General features: G+C 61.7%; 17 protein-coding genes. 11 read left to right on the top strand and 6 right to left on the bottom strand.

The window, feature by feature from the left end:
• Window positions 1-52: 52 nt before the first annotated feature.
• On the bottom strand, window positions 53-1,153 hold the full coding sequence (sfnG, locus tag M0814_RS15670; protein ID WP_177434728.1) for a dimethylsulfone monooxygenase SfnG: 1,101 nt from the start codon (window positions 1,151-1,153) through the stop codon (window positions 53-55).
• A gap of 314 nt (window positions 1,154-1,467) precedes the next feature.
• Between sfnG and M0814_RS15665 the strand changes: the two genes are divergently transcribed.
• A complete protein-coding gene (locus M0814_RS15665; RefSeq protein WP_103483364.1) occupies window positions 1,468-2,247 on the top strand; it encodes a TSUP family transporter in 780 nt (259 codons plus the stop codon).
• Here M0814_RS15665 and nudC read toward each other — a convergent pair.
• The 3 genes from nudC to M0814_RS15650 form a co-directional block, all read right to left on the bottom strand.
• Complete coding sequence (gene nudC, locus M0814_RS15660; protein ID WP_103483363.1) at window positions 2,215-3,045, bottom strand: NAD(+) diphosphatase; 831 nt, start codon at window positions 3,043-3,045, stop codon at window positions 2,215-2,217. The genes M0814_RS15665 and nudC overlap by 33 nt on opposite strands.
• A gap of 6 nt (window positions 3,046-3,051) precedes the next feature.
• Window positions 3,052-3,864 carry a crotonase/enoyl-CoA hydratase family protein gene (locus M0814_RS15655; protein WP_003224676.1) on the bottom strand — a complete coding sequence of 271 codons (813 nt, stop codon included), beginning with the start codon at window positions 3,862-3,864 and terminating at the stop codon, window positions 3,052-3,054.
• A gap of 256 nt (window positions 3,865-4,120) precedes the next feature.
• Complete coding sequence (locus tag M0814_RS15650; RefSeq protein ID WP_003224674.1) at window positions 4,121-4,894, bottom strand: class I SAM-dependent methyltransferase; 774 nt, start codon at window positions 4,892-4,894, stop codon at window positions 4,121-4,123.
• 175 nt (window positions 4,895-5,069) lie between these two features.
• Here M0814_RS15650 and M0814_RS15645 point away from each other — a divergent pair, with 175 nt between their 5' ends.
• From M0814_RS15645 to pncA, 4 genes are all read left to right on the top strand, one after another.
• Window positions 5,070-5,603, top strand: coding sequence for a tetratricopeptide repeat protein (locus M0814_RS15645; protein WP_103483362.1), 534 nt, complete (start codon window positions 5,070-5,072; stop codon window positions 5,601-5,603).
• A 90-nt stretch (window positions 5,604-5,693) separates the two neighbouring features.
• A complete protein-coding gene (locus M0814_RS15640; RefSeq protein WP_247868508.1) occupies window positions 5,694-6,152 on the top strand; it encodes a sigma-70 family RNA polymerase sigma factor in 459 nt (152 codons plus the stop codon).
• Window positions 6,149-6,907 (top strand): transcriptional regulator, encoded by a 759-nt coding sequence (locus tag M0814_RS15635; RefSeq protein WP_103483360.1) that lies wholly within the window; start codon window positions 6,149-6,151, stop codon window positions 6,905-6,907. The genes M0814_RS15640 and M0814_RS15635 overlap by 4 nt, the downstream gene beginning before the upstream one ends.
• Window positions 6,908-6,957: 50 nt before the next feature.
• A complete protein-coding gene (gene pncA / locus M0814_RS15630) occupies window positions 6,958-7,584 on the top strand; it encodes a bifunctional nicotinamidase/pyrazinamidase (protein ID WP_103483359.1) in 627 nt (208 codons plus the stop codon).
• Window positions 7,585-7,742: 158 nt separating this feature from the next.
• On the opposite strand, the gene M0814_RS15625 is transcribed toward pncA, so the two are convergent.
• Complete coding sequence (locus M0814_RS15625; protein WP_103483358.1) at window positions 7,743-9,044, bottom strand: ATP-binding protein; 1,302 nt, start codon at window positions 9,042-9,044, stop codon at window positions 7,743-7,745.
• A 4-nt stretch (window positions 9,045-9,048) separates the two neighbouring features.
• On the bottom strand, window positions 9,049-9,750 hold the full coding sequence (locus M0814_RS15620; protein WP_003224662.1) for a response regulator transcription factor: 702 nt from the start codon (window positions 9,748-9,750) through the stop codon (window positions 9,049-9,051).
• A 276-nt stretch (window positions 9,751-10,026) separates the two neighbouring features.
• On the opposite strand from M0814_RS15620, the gene M0814_RS15615 reads away from it, so the two are divergent.
• The 6 genes from M0814_RS15615 to M0814_RS15590 all read left to right on the top strand — a co-directional run bounded on the left by M0814_RS15615 (window position 10,027) and on the right by M0814_RS15590 (window position 18,258).
• Window positions 10,027-11,184 (top strand): efflux RND transporter periplasmic adaptor subunit, encoded by a 1,158-nt coding sequence (locus M0814_RS15615; RefSeq protein ID WP_003224660.1) that lies wholly within the window; start codon window positions 10,027-10,029, stop codon window positions 11,182-11,184.
• Between the two features lie 15 nt (window positions 11,185-11,199).
• Complete coding sequence (locus tag M0814_RS15610; protein ID WP_103483357.1) at window positions 11,200-14,298, top strand: efflux RND transporter permease subunit; 3,099 nt, start codon at window positions 11,200-11,202, stop codon at window positions 14,296-14,298.
• Between the two features lie 176 nt (window positions 14,299-14,474).
• Complete coding sequence (locus M0814_RS15605) at window positions 14,475-15,116, top strand: DUF1345 domain-containing protein (protein WP_103483356.1); 642 nt, start codon at window positions 14,475-14,477, stop codon at window positions 15,114-15,116.
• 166 nt (window positions 15,117-15,282) lie between these two features.
• Window positions 15,283-16,308: a LacI family DNA-binding transcriptional regulator gene (locus M0814_RS15600; protein ID WP_103483355.1), complete on the top strand. Its 1,026-nt coding sequence runs from the start codon at window positions 15,283-15,285 to the stop codon at window positions 16,306-16,308.
• A 155-nt stretch (window positions 16,309-16,463) separates the two neighbouring features.
• A complete protein-coding gene (locus M0814_RS15595) occupies window positions 16,464-17,246 on the top strand; it encodes an AP endonuclease (RefSeq protein WP_103483354.1) in 783 nt (260 codons plus the stop codon).
• Entirely contained in the window at window positions 17,239-18,258 is a 1,020-nt protein-coding gene (locus M0814_RS15590) for a sugar kinase (protein WP_103483353.1), read from the top strand. The genes M0814_RS15595 and M0814_RS15590 overlap by 8 nt, the downstream gene beginning before the upstream one ends.
• Window positions 18,259-18,282 lie beyond the last annotated feature (24 nt).

The raw sequence follows: 18,282 nt of genomic DNA, 5'->3' as shown, positions 1-18,282 counted from the left end.
CTGTTCATACGCAATCGCGAGCAGGCTCACTCCTACAGGTTTTTGTGGTGTTTCAGGCTACTGCGGCAGTCCTTTCAGCCTCCAGCTCGCGCACCAACGGCAACACACGTTTGCCGAAATACTCCACCTCCTCCTGAAAGTGCAGAAACCCCGCCAACACCAGATCCACCCCCACCGCTTTCAACGCCACAATCCGCTCGGCAATCTGCTGTGGCGTGCCGATCAGGTTGGTCTTGAAGCCATCGTTGTACTGCACCAGATCCTCGAACGTCGATTTCGCCCAGTTGCCCTCGCCCTCCGGGGACGCCCTGCCCGCCTGTTTCGCGGCGTCACCGAAAGCGTTGACCGCGTCCGGGTCAGCCTGGTCGATGATCTGTGCCAGTACCGCGCGCGCCTCTTCTTCAGTGTCGCGGGCGATGACGAAAGCGTTGACGCCGATCTTCACCGAATGATTGTTTGCCGCCGCTTTGGCCCGAATGTCATCGACCTGAGCCTTGATCCCCTCGACGCTGTTGCCGTTGGTGAAATACCAATCCGAAACTCGCGCCGCCATGTCTCGTGCGGCACGGGAGCTGCCGCCCTGAAAGATTTCCGGACGCCCGAGCGGTTTCGGTTTGAGGGTGTAATGGTCGAAGCGGTAGAAGTCACCGCGAAAGCTGAAGTCGTCCTGACTCCAGATTCCGCGCAACGAACGGATGAATTCCTCCGAGCGCCGATAGCGCTCGTCGTGTTCCAGCCAGTGCTCGCCGATGGCCTGGAACTCGCCCTTGAACCAGCCGCTGACGATGTTCACCGCGATCCGGCCGTTGGTGAGTTGATCGATGGTCGCCAACTGCTTGGCCGCCAGCGCCGGTTGCCAAGGCCCCGGCAGAATCGCCGCGATCACCTTGAGCTTGCTGGTGGCAGCCAGCAGCGCATGACTGAAAGCCACCGATTCATGCTGGAACTCGGCACCGTACCCGGCGGTGAAACGGATCTGCGTCAGGGCATATTCAAATCCGGCCGCCTCGGCGAGTTGCGCCAGTTTGCGGTTGTAGTCGATGCCCCAGTCGGTGCGCTGCTCGATCTTGCTGACGACCAGACCGCCACTGACGTTCGGCACCCAGTAGGCGAATTTCACGGCTTGCTTGCTCATTGGCGTGTCCTCGGACATTGGGAAGGTCAGTGAGGTAGAGCAGCAAGCGTGCCATCGCTCAGAGGCCTGGTTTTATTGGGTTTGAAGCTGATGGAGTTGCATTCTTGGAGGGTAATTTGTTGTCGAGGTGTTGGGTGGGCAACAGTTGAACAGTCGGTGCCTGAGCTGGCCCCTTCGCGAGCAAGCCCGCTCCCACAGGGTGAACGCATTCCAGAGTGTGGGAGCGGGCTTGCTCGCGAAGGCGTCCGACGGGTCGCCGCAAAAGCCGGATACAGGTAACATGTCAGCCCTTCCCCGCAGCCCCTCTGCGCCCTGCCGAATAAGCCGATTCCATGCCTTTCGAACTCAGCGTTGACCTCACCACCCTGGCCATCCTCGCCCTCGTCGCTTTCATTGCCGGTTTCATCGACGCCATTGCCGGCGGCGGCGGTCTGTTGACTACTCCGGCGCTGCTCACCGCCGGCCTGCCGCCGCATCTGGTGCTGGGCACCAACAAACTGAGTTCGACGTTCGGCTCGGCCACCGCCAGTTTCACTTTCTACCGACGCAAACTGTTCCACCCTCGGCAGTGGATGCACGCGATCGTCGGCACCCTGATCGGTGCACTGACCGGTGCCGTCGTCGCCCACTACCTGCCGGCGGAATGGCTGAACAAGATGCTGCCGGTGATCGTCTTCGCCTGTGGCCTGTATCTGTTGTTCGGCGGCACGCCCAAAGCGCCGCTGGACAGCGACGCCCCGATCAAGAAGAAATGGCAATCGACCCAAGGCTTCAGCCTCGGTTTCTACGACGGCGTGGCCGGCCCCGGCACGGGTGCATTCTGGACGGTCAGCAGCCTGCTGCTCTACCCGATCGATCTGGTCAAGGCCAGCGGGGTGGCGCGCAGCATGAACTTCGTCAGCAACATTGCGGCGCTGTCGGTGTTCGTGTTTTCCGGGCAAGTGGACTGGATCATCGGCCTGAGCATGGGCCTGTCGGTGATGGTCGGCGCATTCTTCGGGGCGCGCACCGCGATCAGCGGCGGCGCCAAGTTCATTCGTCCGGTGTTCATCACCGTGGTACTTGGCTTGACCGTGCGCCTAGCCTGGCAACACTGGTTCAGCGTGGCCTAAGCGGCGCGCCACGTAGACGTCGATCAGGTACCGGGCAATCGATTTTGACGCCGGCAATGGCGGCAAATCGTGCACGTTGAACCACTGGGCGTCTTCGATCTCGTCTTCCTGGCAGATGATTTCGCCACCGGCATATTCGGCATGGAAGCCGAGCATCATCGAGTGCGGGAACGGCCAGCACTGGCTGCCCATGTACTGGATGTTCTTCACCTCGATACTGACTTCTTCGCGCACCTCGCGAATCAGGCAGTCCTCCGCCGACTCGCCCGGCTCGGCGAACCCGGCCAGCGTGCTGTAGACCCCGCTGACGAAACGCGGTGAGCGCGCCAGCAGGATCTCATCACCACGGGTCACCAGCACGATCATGCTCGGCGAAATGCGCGGATAACTGCGCAGGTCGCACGGCTGGCAATACATCGCCCGCTCGCCCGGCACCTGTGTCATCGCCTGTCCGCAGTTGCCGCAAAACCGATGCTCGCGGGCCCAGGTGCCGATCTGCGCGGCATAGCCCAGCACTTTATAGACGGTGTGATCGCCTTCGAGCATGAATGCCCGCAGGCCTTTCCAGTTGCAGCCCGGCACCTCGCTGGAACGGTGCAATTCCAGCAGATACACCGGCTCGCCATCGAGATGGCCGATGCCGTGTTCGGCGAGGATCGACAAGTCCTGGCGCTTGAGCCATTCCCGCGGGAACAGCGCGCCGTTGTCATCGAACAGAAAGCCTTCGGGGCTGCGCGCCACGGCCCAGCCGCCGGGTTGATCGGTGTCCAGTACTGCAGTGGTCCAGCGAGCTGTCATGGTTTCTCAATCCAGAAATTCGGGTTTCTGTTTACTCATATGGGCGGCCATGGCCACGCGCAAGTCGGTGGATTGCAACATGGCGGCGTTCCAGGTGGCAACGTATTCGAGACCGTCATCGATGCGATGGTCGCGCATGTAGCTGATCATTTCCTTGGTACCGGTCACCGCAATTGGCGATTTGCTGGCGATGTCACGGGCAATGTCCATCACGCCTTCGAGCAGCAGCTCCTTGTCGCCATACACGCGATTGACCAGGCCGATGCTGCGCGCTTCTTCAGCGCCGAAGGTGCGGCCGGTGTAAGCCAGTTCACGCAGCATGCCGTCCCCGATGATCCGTGGCAACCGTTGCAAAGTGCCAACATCGGCAGCCATGCCGATATCGATTTCCTTGATCGAGAACTGCGCGTCTTCGGCGGCGTAACGCATGTCACAGGCGGCGATCAGGTCGATGGCGCCACCGAGGCAATAACCTTGAATTGCCGCGAGCACCGGTTTGCGGCAGTTGTCGACAGCGTTGAACGAGGCTTGCAGGGTGAGGATCTTGCGCCGCAGCAGGCGTGCGTTACGGCCGACGTCCTTGCCCAGTTCATTGGCGACGCCGGCGAGCATCATCAGGTCGATGCCCGAGGAAAAGTGTTTGCCGTTGCCGCTCAGTACCACCACCCGCACTTCGTCGGTGTCATCGATCCACTGGAAAATCTCGACGATCTCGCTCCAGAACGCGGCGTTCATCGAGTTGATCTTTTCCGGACGATTGATCTGCACATGAGCGATGTTGTCGGCCAGTTCGACGCTGAAGGCGGTGTATTGAGTCATGGCAGTGATCCTTTACCGGGCAAAAAATGAAGCCCGAACTATAACAAGGCATCACGATGGCGGTTCGGCCAAATGCGGGACTGAGTCCAACAAGGAGATTTTTGCTGCGCCTTGATCTCTGTAGGAGCTGCCGAAGGCTGCGATCTTTTGATCTTGAAAGTCAAAAGATCGCAGCCTTCGGCAGCTCCTACATGGATTGATGACACCCACTTGCCCCTGTGGGAGCCAGCCTGCTGGCGATGAAGTCACCGCCGATCTAACCGCCCTTCACCGCCACATAAGCCGCCGTCTCATAAGGCACCGTCAGCACATGCCGCCCACGCAACGCCGGCTCCGAAGCAATCAACGCGCGGATCTGCTCATCGACCTTGTCCCGTTGCGCCTGCGGCAATGCTGCAATGAAGCTGGTGGAGCGTACCCGATTGAAAATCACGTCCTCCGGCGAGCCGGTGTGACTATGGTGAAACTTCTGCAACAGCAGCGGTCCGAACGCCGGATGCGGGAACGCCTGACGCCACTGGCCGGTGTAGTAACGCGGCGTGTCACCCTCCAGCGCGTTGACCAGGGCATCGAGTTTCGGTACCCAGCTCACCTGCGTGTCGCGCAGGTTCCAGATCAGCCCGAGTCTGCCGCCGGGCTTTAGCACGCGGGCGATTTCGTTCAAGGCTTCGGGAGTGGCGAACCAGTGAAACGCCTGCGCGCAGACCACCGCATCCACCGACGCGTCGGGCAATGGCAGATCCGTGGCGGTGCCGCTCACCGCCAGCACCTGCGGCCAGGCGGCGGAGAGTTTTTCCAGCATCTGCGCCACCGGTTCCACGGCGATTACCTGCGCGTCGGTCGCCACCAGCCGTCCGGTGAACTTGCCGGTACCGGCACCCAGATCGATGACGGTCTTGTGACTGTCCAGACCCAACGTCTGGGTCAACCACTGGCTGACCTGCGGCGGGTAATCGGGGCGACCTTTGACGTAGGTGTCGGCGGCAGTCCTGTAGCCGGCAGCAGCGGAATGATGGACCTGATCTTTCATGGCAGTTCCTCGTGTGTCAGCGCTGGGTCATGGCGAAGCGCTGGATGGACGGCAGGCGTTCCTGAGCATAACCGCGCTATTTGCGCGTACCTTGAACAGAGCCTGACAAAGCAATGAATAAATTGCCGTCCTGCGGTGTTCAAAGTGATACATAACCCTCTGTGGAGCCTTGCCCATGACTATCCGTTCCGTTATGTTCGCCGCCCCGTTGCTGCTGGTGGCCGCGTTGTCCGCATCGATGGCGTTTGCCAACGGTGATGAAGACGCTCCCGTGCAGAAGCCCAATTGCCCCAAAGGCCAGGTCTGGGACAGCAAATCGCAGAAATGCGTGATGCAGACCAGCAGCGCCGTGCCGGATGCCGATCGGACCGATTACGCCTACAGATTGGCCAAGGACGGTCGATACGAAGAAGCCCTGGCCCTGCTCGACACCTTGAAACAACCGAACACCGCCAAGGCCCTCAACTATCGCGGTTACGCCACGCGAAAACTGGGGCGTACCGACGAGGGCATCGGCTATTACCTGCAATCGGTGAAACTCGATCCGCAGTACGCGCAAGTGCGCGAATACCTCGGCGAAGCCTACGTGATCAAAGGCCGCGTCGATCTGGCGCAGGAACAGTTGCAGCAGATCAAATCGATTTGCGGCACCTCCTGCGAGGAATACCAGGACCTGGCTGAAGCCATCAACGATTCATCGAAAACCTGAAATAAATAAAGGAACGCCATCATCGTCAGCGATCAGGCATTCAGAGCGGAACTCGGACAGCATCTGGCGCGACTGTGGCGCTACGGTCTGCTGCTGTCGCGCAATCGGCACGTGGCCGAGGATCTGGTGCAGGCCACGTGTGTGCGGGCGCTGGAGCGTGCCGGACAATATGTGGCCGGCACGCGCATGGATCGCTGGCTGCTGAGCATCCTGCATTCGATCTGGCTCAACGAAGTGCGTGCCCGCCGGGTGCGTCAGGGCGCCGGTCAGGTGGATGCCGACGGGCAACTGGCCTTCGATGGCGAATACGCCGCGCAGACTCATGTGATGGCGGCGCAAGTGATTCGCCGGGTCGATGCGTTGCCGGAAACCCAGCGCGAAGCCGTGTATCTGGCTTATGTCGAAGGCCTGTCCTACCGCGAAGTTGCCGAGATCCTGCAAGTGCCGATCGGCACGGTGATGAGTCGTCTGGCCACCGCGCGCCTGAAACTGGCTGAATACCCGCCCCTGCAAGCCGTGCCGAAAACCACCGGAGGTGACCGCCCATGAACAAGCCCTCCGACGAACAACTGGTGGCCTATCTCGATGACGAGCTGGACCCCGCGTATCGCAGCCAGCTCGACAGCGCCATTGCCGACGATCCATTGCTCAGCCTGCGCGTGCAATGGTTCGAACGCAGCAGCCTGCCGTACAAAGAGGCCTACGACGAACTGGCGCAACAGGCCCCCCTGGAACGTTTGCAGGCGCGCCTCGATGCGATTCCCTCCCCCCAACGGCCGGGCCTGAGTCGGCGCTGGTTTATCGGAGCGGCCGCCGCGAGTCTGCTGGCTGGCGGCGTATTGGCCGATCGCCTGTTCATCGCCTGGCAATCACAGCAAGCGCATAACTGGCGCGCCTTGGTCGGCGACTATATGGCGCTGTATGTGCCGCAAACGCTCGATCATTTGCCGAGCGACGAAGCCAGCCAACGCGCGCAATTACGCGCGGTGGACGCGCGGCTCGGCCTGAACCTGTCACCAGCGCTGCTGAAGTTGCCGGGCGCCGAACTCAAACGTGCACAAATGCTCGAGTACGACGGCGTACCGATCGCACAACTGACCTATCTGGACGCGAAACATGGGCCGCTGGCCTTGTGCGTGACCCGCACCAATAGCGGCAGTCGGCCGCTGGCGCACGAAAGGCGCCATGAAATGAACGTGGTGTACTGGACCGAAGGTGAGCATGCGTGGATGTTGATCGGGCACAACCCGGCCCCGGCGCTGGAAGACCTCGCCAGACATTTGATCGAACGGTTGAGCGCATGAGTGCCGCTACCACTATGCTGAGCGCGTGATTATCCAAGGAGGAAGCACCGATGCAGATTTCACCCCGCACTGCCCTGTTGGTCATCGACGTGCAGAATGACTTCACCCCCGGTGGCCAACTGGCCGTCCCTGAAGGCGATCTGATCGTACCTCTGATCAATCGCCTCAGCGGTCTGTTCAAGCAGGTGATCATTGCCCAGGACTGGCACCCGACCGGGCACGCGTCTTTTGCCTCGAGTCACCCCGGGCGCAAGCCCTACGATGTGATTCAGTTGCCCTACGGCGAACAGACGCTCTGGCCGGATCATTGCGTGCAGGGCACTGCCGGCGCCGAGTTTCACCCAAAGCTGGATCTGCCTCACGCGCAACTGATCATCCGCAAGGGCTGCAACCCGGACATCGACAGCTATTCGGCGTTTCTCGAGGCGGACCGGCGCACCACCACCGGTCTGGCCGGTTACCTGAAAGAACGCGGGATCGACACGGTGTACATGGTCGGCCTGGCGCTGGATTTCTGCGTGATGTACTCGGCGCTGGATGCGCGGGCGGCGGGGTTCAATGCGTTTGTGGTGCTGGATGCCTGTCGCGCCATTGACATGGATGGATCACTGGCGACGGCGATGGAGCGGATGCAAACGGCCGGGGTTGGGTTGATTCAGTCGAACCAACTCATCTGACACAACAACCGCATCCTTGTGGCGAGGGAGCTTGCTCCCGCTCGGCGGCGAAGCCGTCGCAAAAACGGCAAATGACGCCTGGCTGCGGATTGCCTAGGGCCGCTTCGCAGCCCAGCGGGAGCAAGCTCCCTCGCCACAGTTTTGTTTCTTCACTTTATTCAGGCAGTAGTAGGCAACCACAACCTGAACCGCGCCCCCCCCAGCGGTGAGCTTTCCACCGTCAGCGTCCCGCCCTGAGCCTCCAGCGCCCGGCGGCTGATCGCCAGGCCCAGGCCAAAGCCACCGGTGGCCCGGTCGCGACTGCGATCAAGGCGATAGAACGGTTCGAAAATCCGCTCACGCTCGTCATCCGGGATGCCAATGCCGTCATCGTCGACCCAGATCCCGCAGCCATCGGCGCTGACCTGCACGCCAATCTGAATGCGTTTTTCGCAATAGCGCATGGCATTGCGCAGCAGGTTCTGGATCGCCCGGGCGGTCAGGCGCGGATCCAGCGAAAAGCGTTCGAGCTGGCCATGCAGCAACACATCAATGACGATGTCCGGCGATTCCAGCTCTTCATCGACGCTGCCCAGAATGCTGTCGATGAACTCATCCAGCGACACCTCTACCTGTTCCGGTAATTGCGCCGGATTCTGCAGGCGGCTGTAAGACAGCAACTCCAGCACCAGCTCATCCAGTTCGCGTATGTGCGCGACCAGCCCTTGCAGGCGCTCGCGACTGGTCGCCGGCAAATCATCGGACAGCGCCAGGGCCAGACCGAAATCCAGCCGGGTCAGCGGCGTGCGCAATTCGTGGGACACCGCATTGAGCAGGTCGCGCTGCTGATTGAGCAGGTCCTCGATGTCGCCGGCCATGGTGTCGAACACGTTGGCCAGGCTGCCGATGTTGGAGCTGGCCGGGATCTGCGTGCGCTCGCTCAAGTGGCCCTTGCCGAAGCGTTCGGCGGCGCCCTTGAGCCGCTCCAGGTCGCGCCAGTGCGGACGAATCCACAGCAGCAGGCAGGCGAGCATGCTCGCGCCGATCAGCACGTTGATGCTCCAGTACAACAGATTGACGTCCAGCGGATCCGGTGGCACCACCATTTGCACGGCGACGTCATCGTTCAGCGGCGTAACCGCCAAGGTGCGCCATCCCCAATCGCCAATGCGCACCACGTTTTCCCCAGCGCGCAGACGTGCCTGCTCGGGGGCGGTGAAATCGGCGTCGTCGATGCGCGCCAGGGCGATGTGCAACGGCAGGAAGTCCTTGTCCATCGACTGCGCCAGCGCTGGCCACTGGTCTTGCGGCACTGCGTGAAACTGGCGGGTGATCAGCGATTGCAGGCCTCGCGAGTAGTCGAGGTTGTAGGTGATGAAGCGCTCGCGGAACGCCATGATCACCAGGTCCGGCACCAGATAGATCGCCGCGCTGTAGGAGACGATCGTCACCAGATACAGGCGAAACAGGATTCTGAACATCAGCTCAGCATTCCCACTCGGAACGGCTGAACAGGTAACCCTTGCCCCACACGGTCTTGATCTTGCGCGCCTCGCCGGCGTGATCGTCGAACTTGCGCCGCAGCTTGGAAATCGCCACGTCCACCGAGCGATCAGTACCGTTGAACTCGATGCCGCGCAGACGTTGCAGGATTTGATCGCGGCTCAGCACTTCCCCGGCATGCCGGGCCAGCACCACCAGCAAATTGTATTCGCCGCTGGACAGCTCGACCGGCTGCTCGCGCCAGGTCACGGTGCGCTCGGACAGGTCGATGCACAGATTGCCCATGACGATCCGGTCATTGACCGTCATCGGTTCACCAAGGCTGCTGCGCCGCAGCAAAGTACGCACCCGGGCCAGCAGAACCCGTGGTTCGCAGGGCTTGGTGACGTAGTCGTCGGCCCCCATTTCCAGGCCTAGCACCTGATCGTGGCTGTCGTCACGGGCAGTCAGCATCAGAATCGGCAGGGTTGCCGAATCGGCGCGCAGCAAGCGGCAGACTTGCAGGCCGTCGAGACCCGGCAGCATCAGGTCGAGAATCACCAAGTCCGGCGGATTGATCCGCGCCCGTTCGCGCACATGGTCGCCGCGCCCGATAACGCTGACGGAATAGCCGTTGCGCTCCAGGTAGCTGGAAATCAGTTCGGCGAGGGCGGTGTCGTCTTCGACCAGGAGGATGTTGGGCATGGGGTGTTCCAAGGAAAGTGCAGTGGCGACTGTTCGGGCCTCATCGCGAGCAGGCTCACTCCTACAAGGTTCGTGTCTGGCACAGTTCCAATGTAGGAGTGAGCCTGCTCGCGATGGCGGTTTATCTGTCGCAATAAATTTCAAGGCGTAAAGGATATACGCCCTCACCCGTCCCTGAGTAAAACCCTTACACAATTTCACACAGCGCCTACAAAGCTTCACCGCTACCCTCGGCGTCTGGCCTTAGGATGCGGGCTTCAATATTGGGGGTAGTACATGTCGAAAAATCTGCTGGCCGGGCTCGGCCTCATCGCCGTTGCGCTGTTGCTGGGCGCCTGTGATTCGTCTTCGAAGGCTGAAGAGGAAGCGCCGCCGGCCACCGTGCGGATCGAGACCATCGAGGCCCGCCCCCTGTCGATCAGCAGCGAACTGAGCGGGCGCATCGCTGCGCCACGGATCGCCGAGGTGCGTGCCCGGGTGGCCGGTGTGGTGCTGCAACGCACCTTTCGCGAAGGCAGCGACGTGAAAAAGGGCGACGTGCTGTTCCGCATCGATCCGGCACCGTTCAAAGCTGACCTGGACAGCGCTGAAGCCGCGCTGCGCAAGGCCGAAGCCAATGCGTTCCAGGCCAAGCTGCAGGAGCAGCGCTACGCGCAGTTGATCGACGACAAGGCCATCAGCGCTCAGGATTACGACAACGCCCGCGCCAATGCCCGGCAAACTGCCGCCGACGTGGCGGCCAATAAAGCAGCGGTAGAGCGTGCGAAGTTGAATCTGGGCTACGCCACCGTCACCGCGCCGATTTCCGGGCGGGTCGGCCGTGCGCTGGTCACCGAAGGTGCGCTGGTCGGGCAGAACGAAACCACGCCACTGGCGCTGATTCAACAGCTCAACCCGATCTACGCCGACCTTACCCAGTCGACCCGTGAACTGAATGAACTGCGTCGCGCGTTCCGTTCCGGGCAGTTGCAGGAAGTCGGTCAGGATCAGGTCAAGGCCACGCTGATTCAGGATGACGGCAGCCTCTATCCGTTACCGGGCAAACTGCTGTTCAGCGACATCAGCGTCGATCCGGGCACCGGCCAGATCATTCTGCGCAGCGAATTCCCCAACCCTGACCTCGACCTGCTGCCGGGCAGCTTCATCCGCGTTCGCCTGCAACAAGCGACGGTGCAGAACGGCATCACCGTGCCACAGCGTGCGGTGCAGCGTGACAGCGCGGGTATCGCCCAGGTGCTGACCGTCGACGAGCAGATGCGCGTCGCCCAGCAGCCGGTGCAACTGGGCGCGGTGCAGAACGACCGCTGGATCGTCACCGGCGGCCTCAAGCCCGGCGACCGCATTGTCATCGAAGGCCTGCAACACGCCCGTCCCGGCGAAAAGGTGCAGATCGACGACACCCCTCTTCCACTTGCCCAGACCTCTGGTCAGTAAGCAGGACGTTTTCATATGCCGCAGTTCTTTATCGATCGCCCGGTGTTCGCCTGGGTTGTCGCCCTGTTCATCCTGTTGGCCGGTGCGCTGGCCATCCCGCAATTGCCGGTGGCGCAGTACCCCGACGTCGCGCCACCGCAGATCGAAATCTACGCCGTGTACCCCGGTGCCTCGGCGCAGACCGTCGATGAAAGCGTGGTCAGCCTGATCGAGGAAGAGCTCAACGGCGCCGATCACCTGCTGTACTTCGAATCGCAAAGCAGCCTCGGCAGCGCGACGATCAAGGCCACCTTCCAGCCCGGCACCAACCCGGAACTGGCCCAGGTCGATGTACAGAACCGGCTCAAAGTGGTCGAGTCGCGCCTGCCGCAAGCGGTGAACCAGCAAGGCTTGCAGGTGGAGAAAGTTTCCGCAGGCTTCCTGTTGCTGATCACCCTGACGTCCAGCGACGGCAAGCTCGACGACGTGGCGCTCAGTGATTATCTGGCGCGCAACGTGATGAACGAGATCAAACGCATCGACGGCGTCGGCAAAGCGCAGTTGTATGGCGCCGAACGGGCGATGCGGATCTGGATCGACCCGCAGAAGCTGATCGGTTTCAATCTGACCCCGGCCGACGTCAACGCCGCCATCGTCGCGCAAAACGCCCAGGTCTCGGCGGGCAGCATTGGTGACTTGCCCAATCCGTCCTCGCAGGAAATCACCGCGACGATTCTGGTCAAGGGGCAGTTGTCGACGCCGGAAGAGTTCGCCGACATCGTGCTCAAGGCCAATCCGGACGGCTCCACCGTGCGGATCGGTGATGTGGCGCGGGTCGAGATTGGCAGCCAGGAATACCAGTTCGGCACACGTCTGAATGGCAAGCCGTCGACCGCCGTCGGCGTGCAGCTGGCGCCGGGGGCCAATGCCTTGGCGACCGCCACGTTGATCCGGGCGAAGATGGACGAGCTGTCGCGCTACTTCCCTGCGGGTGTGGAATACAAGATTCCGTATGACACCTCGCCGTTCGTCAAAGTCTCGATCACCAAAGTCGTCTACACCCTCGGCGAAGCGATGCTGCTGGTGTTTGCGGTGATGTTTCTGTTCCTGCAGAACATCCGCTACACGCTGATCCCGACGCTGGTGGTGCCGGTGGCCCTGATGGGCACTTTCGCCACCATGCTGGCGCTGGGTTTCTCGATCAACGTGCTGACCATGTTCGGCATGGTGCTGGCCATCGGCATTCTGGTAGACGACGCCATCGTCGTGGTGGAAAACGTCGAGCGGATCATGGCCAGTGAAGGCTTGTCGCCGAAAGAGGCGACGCGCAAGGCCATGAAGCAAATCACCGGGGCGATCATCGGCATCACGCTGGTACTGGTGGCGGTATTTATCCCGATGGCGTTCATGCAGGGTTCGGTGGGCGTGATTTACCGGCAGTTCTCGCTGTCGATGGCGACTTCGATCCTGTTCTCGGCATTCCTGGCCCTGACCTTGACCCCGGCACTGTGCGCCACGCTGCTCAAGCCGATTGCCAAGGGCGAGCATCATGAGAAGTCGGGGTTCTTCGGCTGGTTCAACCGCCGCTTCGAGCAACTGACCGATCGCTATCAAGGCTGGGTCGGCTACGCGCTGAAGCGCAGCGGGCGTTATCTGCTGATCTACGGCGTGCTGCTGATCGGCATGGGCGTGTGCTTTGCGCGCCTGCCCTCTTCGTTCCTGCCGGTCGAGGACCAGGGTTACACCATCACCGACATTCAACTGCCGCCGGGCGCGAGCAAGAACCGTACGGTGCAGGTGGTCGAGCAGATCGAGGCGCACAACGCCAGTGAACCGGGTGTGGGCGACAGCACGGTGATTCTCGGCTTCAGCTTCTCCGGCAGCGGGCAGAACGCGGCGTTGGCGTTCACCACCCTCAAGGACTGGTCTGAACGCGGCCATGATGATTCCGCCACCTCGATTGCCGATCGCGCCAACATCGCCCTGAGCCAGATCAAGGATGCGGTGGCGTTCGCGGTGTTGCCGCCGCCGGTGGATGGCCTCGGCACGTCGAGCGGCTTCGAATTCCGTCTGCAGGATCGCGGCGGCCTCGGTCACGCCACACTGATGCAGGCGCGCAGCGAACTGCTCGCCGCCGCGGAAAAAAGCCCGGTGCTGATGAACGTTCGCGAAAGCGCGCTGGCCGAAGCACCGCAGGTGCAACTGGAGGTGGACCGCAAGCAGGCCAACGCGCTGGGCGTGTCGTTCGCCGACATCGGCAACGCGCTGTCCACTGCCATCGGCTCTTCGTACGTCAACGACTTTCCCAACCAGGGCCGGATGCAACGGGTGGTGGTGCAGGCCGAAGGCGATCAGCGCAGTCAGGTCGATGATCTGCTGAAAATGCACGTGCGCAACAACGCCGGGCACATGGTGCCGCTGTCGGCGTTCGTCCAGGCGAAATGGACCCAAGGCCCGGCGCAGTTGACCCGTTACAACGGTTACCCGGCGATTGCGATTTCCGGCGAGCCATCGCCCGGGCACAGCACCGGCGAGGCCATGGCGGAGATCGAACGGCTGGTTGCCCAAGGGCCGAAAGGCCTGGGTCAGGAATGGACAGGGCTGTCGCTGCAGGAACGTTTGTCCGGCAGTCAGGCGCCGATCCTGCTCGGTCTGTCGCTGCTGATCGTGTTCCTGTGTCTGGCGGCGCTGTACGAGAGTTGGTCGATTCCGACCTCGGTGCTGCTGGTGGTGCCGCTGGGCGTGCTCGGCGCAGTGCTGGCGGTGACCTTGCGCGGAATGCCCAACGACGTGTTCTTCAAGGTCGGGCTGATTACCATCATCGGTCTTTCGGCGAAGAACGCGATCCTGATCATCGAGTTCGCCAAGAGCCTGTATGACGAAGGCCATGACCTGATCGATGCGACGTTGCAGGCAGCGCGCCTGCGTCTGCGGCCGATCATCATGACCTCGCTGGCATTCATCCTTGGCGTGGTGCCGCTGGCCATCGCCACCGGCGCCAGCTCGGCAAGCCAGCAGGCCATTGGCACCGGGGTGATCGGCGGGATGATCACCGCGACGCTGGCGGTGATCTTTGTGCCGTTGTTCTTCGTGGTGGTCATGAAGCTCGTACAACGCTTTACCAAACACCACTGATCCCTGTGGGAGCGGGCTTGCTCGCGAAGGCGTCGTGTCAGTCAATACTCATCTGGCTGACACACCGCTTTCGCGAGCAAGCCCGCTCCCACAAGGTCATTCGAACAGTCAAGTCAGTGGTCACCCAGGACGTCGCTGGGCTAAGGTGTAAGGACATCCTGGCCCATCGAGTCTCCATGCGCTTCCTCGCCCGCACCCACCCTCGCCTGTCTGCCGCCGCTCTGATTGGCCTTGCCACCGGTCTTCTGGTGCCTGCCGACTCCGTCGTCAGCAAAATCCTCATCGGCTGGAACGCCGGCGTCTGGACCTACCTGATCCTGATGTTCTGGCTGACCGTTCGCGCCAAAGCGCCAGACGTCAAGCGCATCGCCGTCGTCGAGGACGAAAACGCCGGACTGGTGCTGTTCGTGGTGTGTATCGCGGCGTTGGCCAGCCTGGCCGCCATCACCCTGGAGCTGGCCGGCACCAAGGATCTGGATACCCATCACAAACTGCTGCATTACGCGTTCACCGCAGTCACCGTGGTAGGTTCGTGGTTGCTGATCGGTGTCATTTTCTGCGTGCACTACGCCCGTCTGTTTTACACCTGGGATGGCAAGGAACCGGCTCTGCGTTTCGCTGAAGGTCTGACCACGCCCAATTATTGGGACTTCCTGTATTTTTCCTTCACCATCGGCGTGGCCGTGCAAACCGCCGATGTCGGCGTCGGCACCCGAGACATGCGCAAAATCGTGCTGGCGCAATCGTTGATCGGATTCGTCTTCAACACCGCTATTCTGGGCTTTTCGATCAATATTGCTGCGGGCCTGTTTGGCTGACGAAGGCGCAGACATTTCAATAACGCTGAGCGCCGCCCGTCGGCGCCAAGTTGAAGTACCACGCGCATTCACTTGACGGAGTGTCGGCTTCTGGTGTTTCCTGAAACCGGTTTCAGCGCCATCGAGGCGCCTGATACGGATAAATCCAATAACAAGGTTTCAGACCGTGAATGACTTTTCCGCCGCCCAGCGCAGTCGCGTGACGATGCTTGATGTCGCTGAACACGCCGGCGTCTCCAAGGCCAGTGTCTCGCGCTTTATCGGCGATGACCGTGCGCTGCTCTCTGATGCCACTGCCCTGCGCATCGAACAAGCCATCGCCGAACTGGGCTACCGCCCGAACCAGATGGCCCGTGGCCTGAAACGCGGGCGCACGCGCCTGATCGGCATGCTGGTGGCCGATATCCGCAACCCCTATTCGATTGCCGTCATGCACGGGGTGGAAACCGCCTGCCGTGCGCATGGCTACAGCCTGGTGGTATGCAACACAGACCGCGATGACGAGCAGGAACGCCAACACCTGGCGCTGTTGCGTTCGTACAACATCGAAGGGCTGATCGTGAACACCCTCGGCCATCACCGTGACGAGTTGCACGAACTGCACCGGGAAATGCCGCTGGTGCTGGTGGACCGCAAGGTCGAAGGACTCGACAGCGACATGCTCGGACTGAACAACCCGCAGGCTGTCGAGATGGCGCTGACGCACCTCGAACAGCGCGGCTACCGCGATGTGTTGCTGGTGACCGAACCTTATGACGGCACCAGTTCGCGGATCGAGCGGGTCAGCAGTTTTCAGACACAGATCGCCCAGCGCTCCGGGTTGACCGGGGCGGTGCTGGAAACCGGCGACGCACTCGCTACGCATCTGCAAGACTTCTTGAACTCGACGGCTACCGGCCCCAAAGCACTGTTCTGCGCCAACGGCGTGGCGGCGCTGGCCTGCACCCTGGCCTTGCGCGAAGTCGGTTGCCGCTTGTTCGAAGATGTCGGGCTGATTGCCCTGGACGATCTGGATTGGTATCCGCTGGTAGGCAGCGGGATTACTGCCCTCGCCCAGCCAACGGCCGAGATTGGCGCGCGGGCATTTGATTGTTTGCTCAAGCGCTTGCGGGGGGATGTTGAGCCCACCCGCAGACTGGATTTTGCGCCGGTGTTGGTTGAGCGCGGGTCTACTCAGGGATCTTTGCGGTGACTGTTATGGCGCCATCGCGAGCAGGCTCACTCCTACATTTGGAATGCGCTCCCCCTGTAGGAGTGAGCCTGCTCGCGATGGCGCCCGAACGCCCGACAAAGATCCATCAGATTTTTTTTGAACAAAAATGAAACCGGTTTCAGAGGTAGATAACAATGAATAAACCCGCCGTTTCCATCAGCCTGTCCAGCTACGGCGCCGAACTTGTGCGCCAACGCGGCCAGGACTTCTTCATCGACGTGCTGGCCGCGGCCGGCGCCGATCGCATCGAGTGGCGCGAAGAGCTGCTGACCCGCGAAGTGCCCGCGCAACTGAATGCCGCTACCCAGGCGCAGGGCCTGCAAAGCATCTATTCGTCACCGAGCGAACTGTGGCTCGCCGGTCAGGCGCGGCCCAATCCCGAGCTGATCAACGCCCTGCAACACGCAGAGGCGTTCGGCTCGAAATGGCTGAAAGTCTCGCTCGGTTACTTCACCGACAACTGTGATTTGCAGGTGCTGAAACAGCTGCTCGGCGCCAGCCCGGTGCAACTGCTGGTGGAAAACGACCAGACTTTGCAGGGCGGCCGCATCGAACCGTTCCAGCGTTTTTTCGCGGCGGTCGAGCAGCACAACTTGCCGATCAAGATGACTTTCGATATCGGCAACTGGCAATGGCAGGATCAATCCGCCACCAACGCCGCACGCCTGCTCGGGCGCCATGTCGGCTACGTGCACTGCAAAGCCGTAGCCCGCCGCGCCGACGGCAAACTGGTGGCGGTGCCACCGGCCGTCAGCGATCTGCATTTGTGGGAACAACTGTTAAGGCACATGGCCCAAGGCGTTATGCGTGCCGCCGAATACCCGTTGCAGGGCGATGACCTGGTGGCGTTGACCACCGAACACGTCGCCGCCCTTGCCCGCCTTGGCCAATCGCGCCTGGAGCCTGCCCATGTCTGACATCGATATTCTGTCGTTTGGCGAAACCATGGCGATGCTGGTCGCCGAACAAACCGGTGATCTGGCCGAAGTCGAACACTTTCACCGGCGCATTGCCGGCGCCGACAGCAACGTGGCGATTGGTCTGTCGCGTCTGGGTTTCAACGTAGCCTGGCTGAGCCGCGTTGGCGCCGATTCGCTCGGGCGCTTTGTGCTGGAAACACTGGCCAGCGAAGGTCTGGATTGCAGTCATGTCGCGGTCGACAGCGCACATCCGACCGGTTTCCAGTTCAAGTCGCGCACCGACGATGGCAGCGACCCGCAGGTCGAGTATTACCGTCGCGGTTCGGCGGCCAGTCATCTGTCCGTTCATTCGATCAGCGAAACCCTGCTCAGCGCGCGTCATCTGCACGCCACCGGGATTCCACCGGCGCTGTCGGCCACTGCTCGGGAAATGTCTGTCGAGCTGATGACACGCATGCGCCAGGCCGGGCGCAGCGTGTCGTTCGACCCCAATCTGCGCCCAAGCCTGTGGGCCAGCGAGCAAGAGATGATCCGCGAGATCAACCGCCTCGCCGCCCTCGCCCACTGGGTACTGCCGGGTTTGAGCGAAGGTCGGCTGCTGACCGGGTTCGAAGACCCGGCGGACATTGCGGCGTTTTATCTCGATCAGGGCGCTGAAGCCGTGGCGATCAAGCTCGGACCGCAAGGTGCCTATTACCGCACGCAACTGGATCAGGGGTTTGTCGCCGGGGTACCGGTGGCCAACGTCGTCGATACCGTGGGTGCGGGTGATGGCTTTGCGGTCGGCATGATCAGCGCCCTGCTGGAGCATCAGAGTTTTGCCGAGGCGGTGCAGCGCGCGAACTGGATTGGCAGTCGGGCGGTGCAGAGTCGCGGGGATATGGAGGGGTTGCCGACCCGGTCTGAACTCATCGTTGAATTCGAAACCGCCTTCGCGAGCAAGCTCGCTCCCACATTTGAAATGCATTCCCCTGTGGGAGCGAGCTTGCTCGCGAAGAGGCCCGCTTGATCACCGCAAAAATTTGAACCTGCT

It is taken from the genome of Pseudomonas sp. MWU12-2020 (assembly GCF_023100605.1).
Classification (GTDB): Bacteria; Pseudomonadota; Gammaproteobacteria; order Pseudomonadales; family Pseudomonadaceae; genus Aquipseudomonas; species Aquipseudomonas fluorescens_H.
The sequence above is the reverse complement of the archived record's forward strand: the minus strand, read 5'-3'. Positions and strand labels throughout refer to the sequence as shown.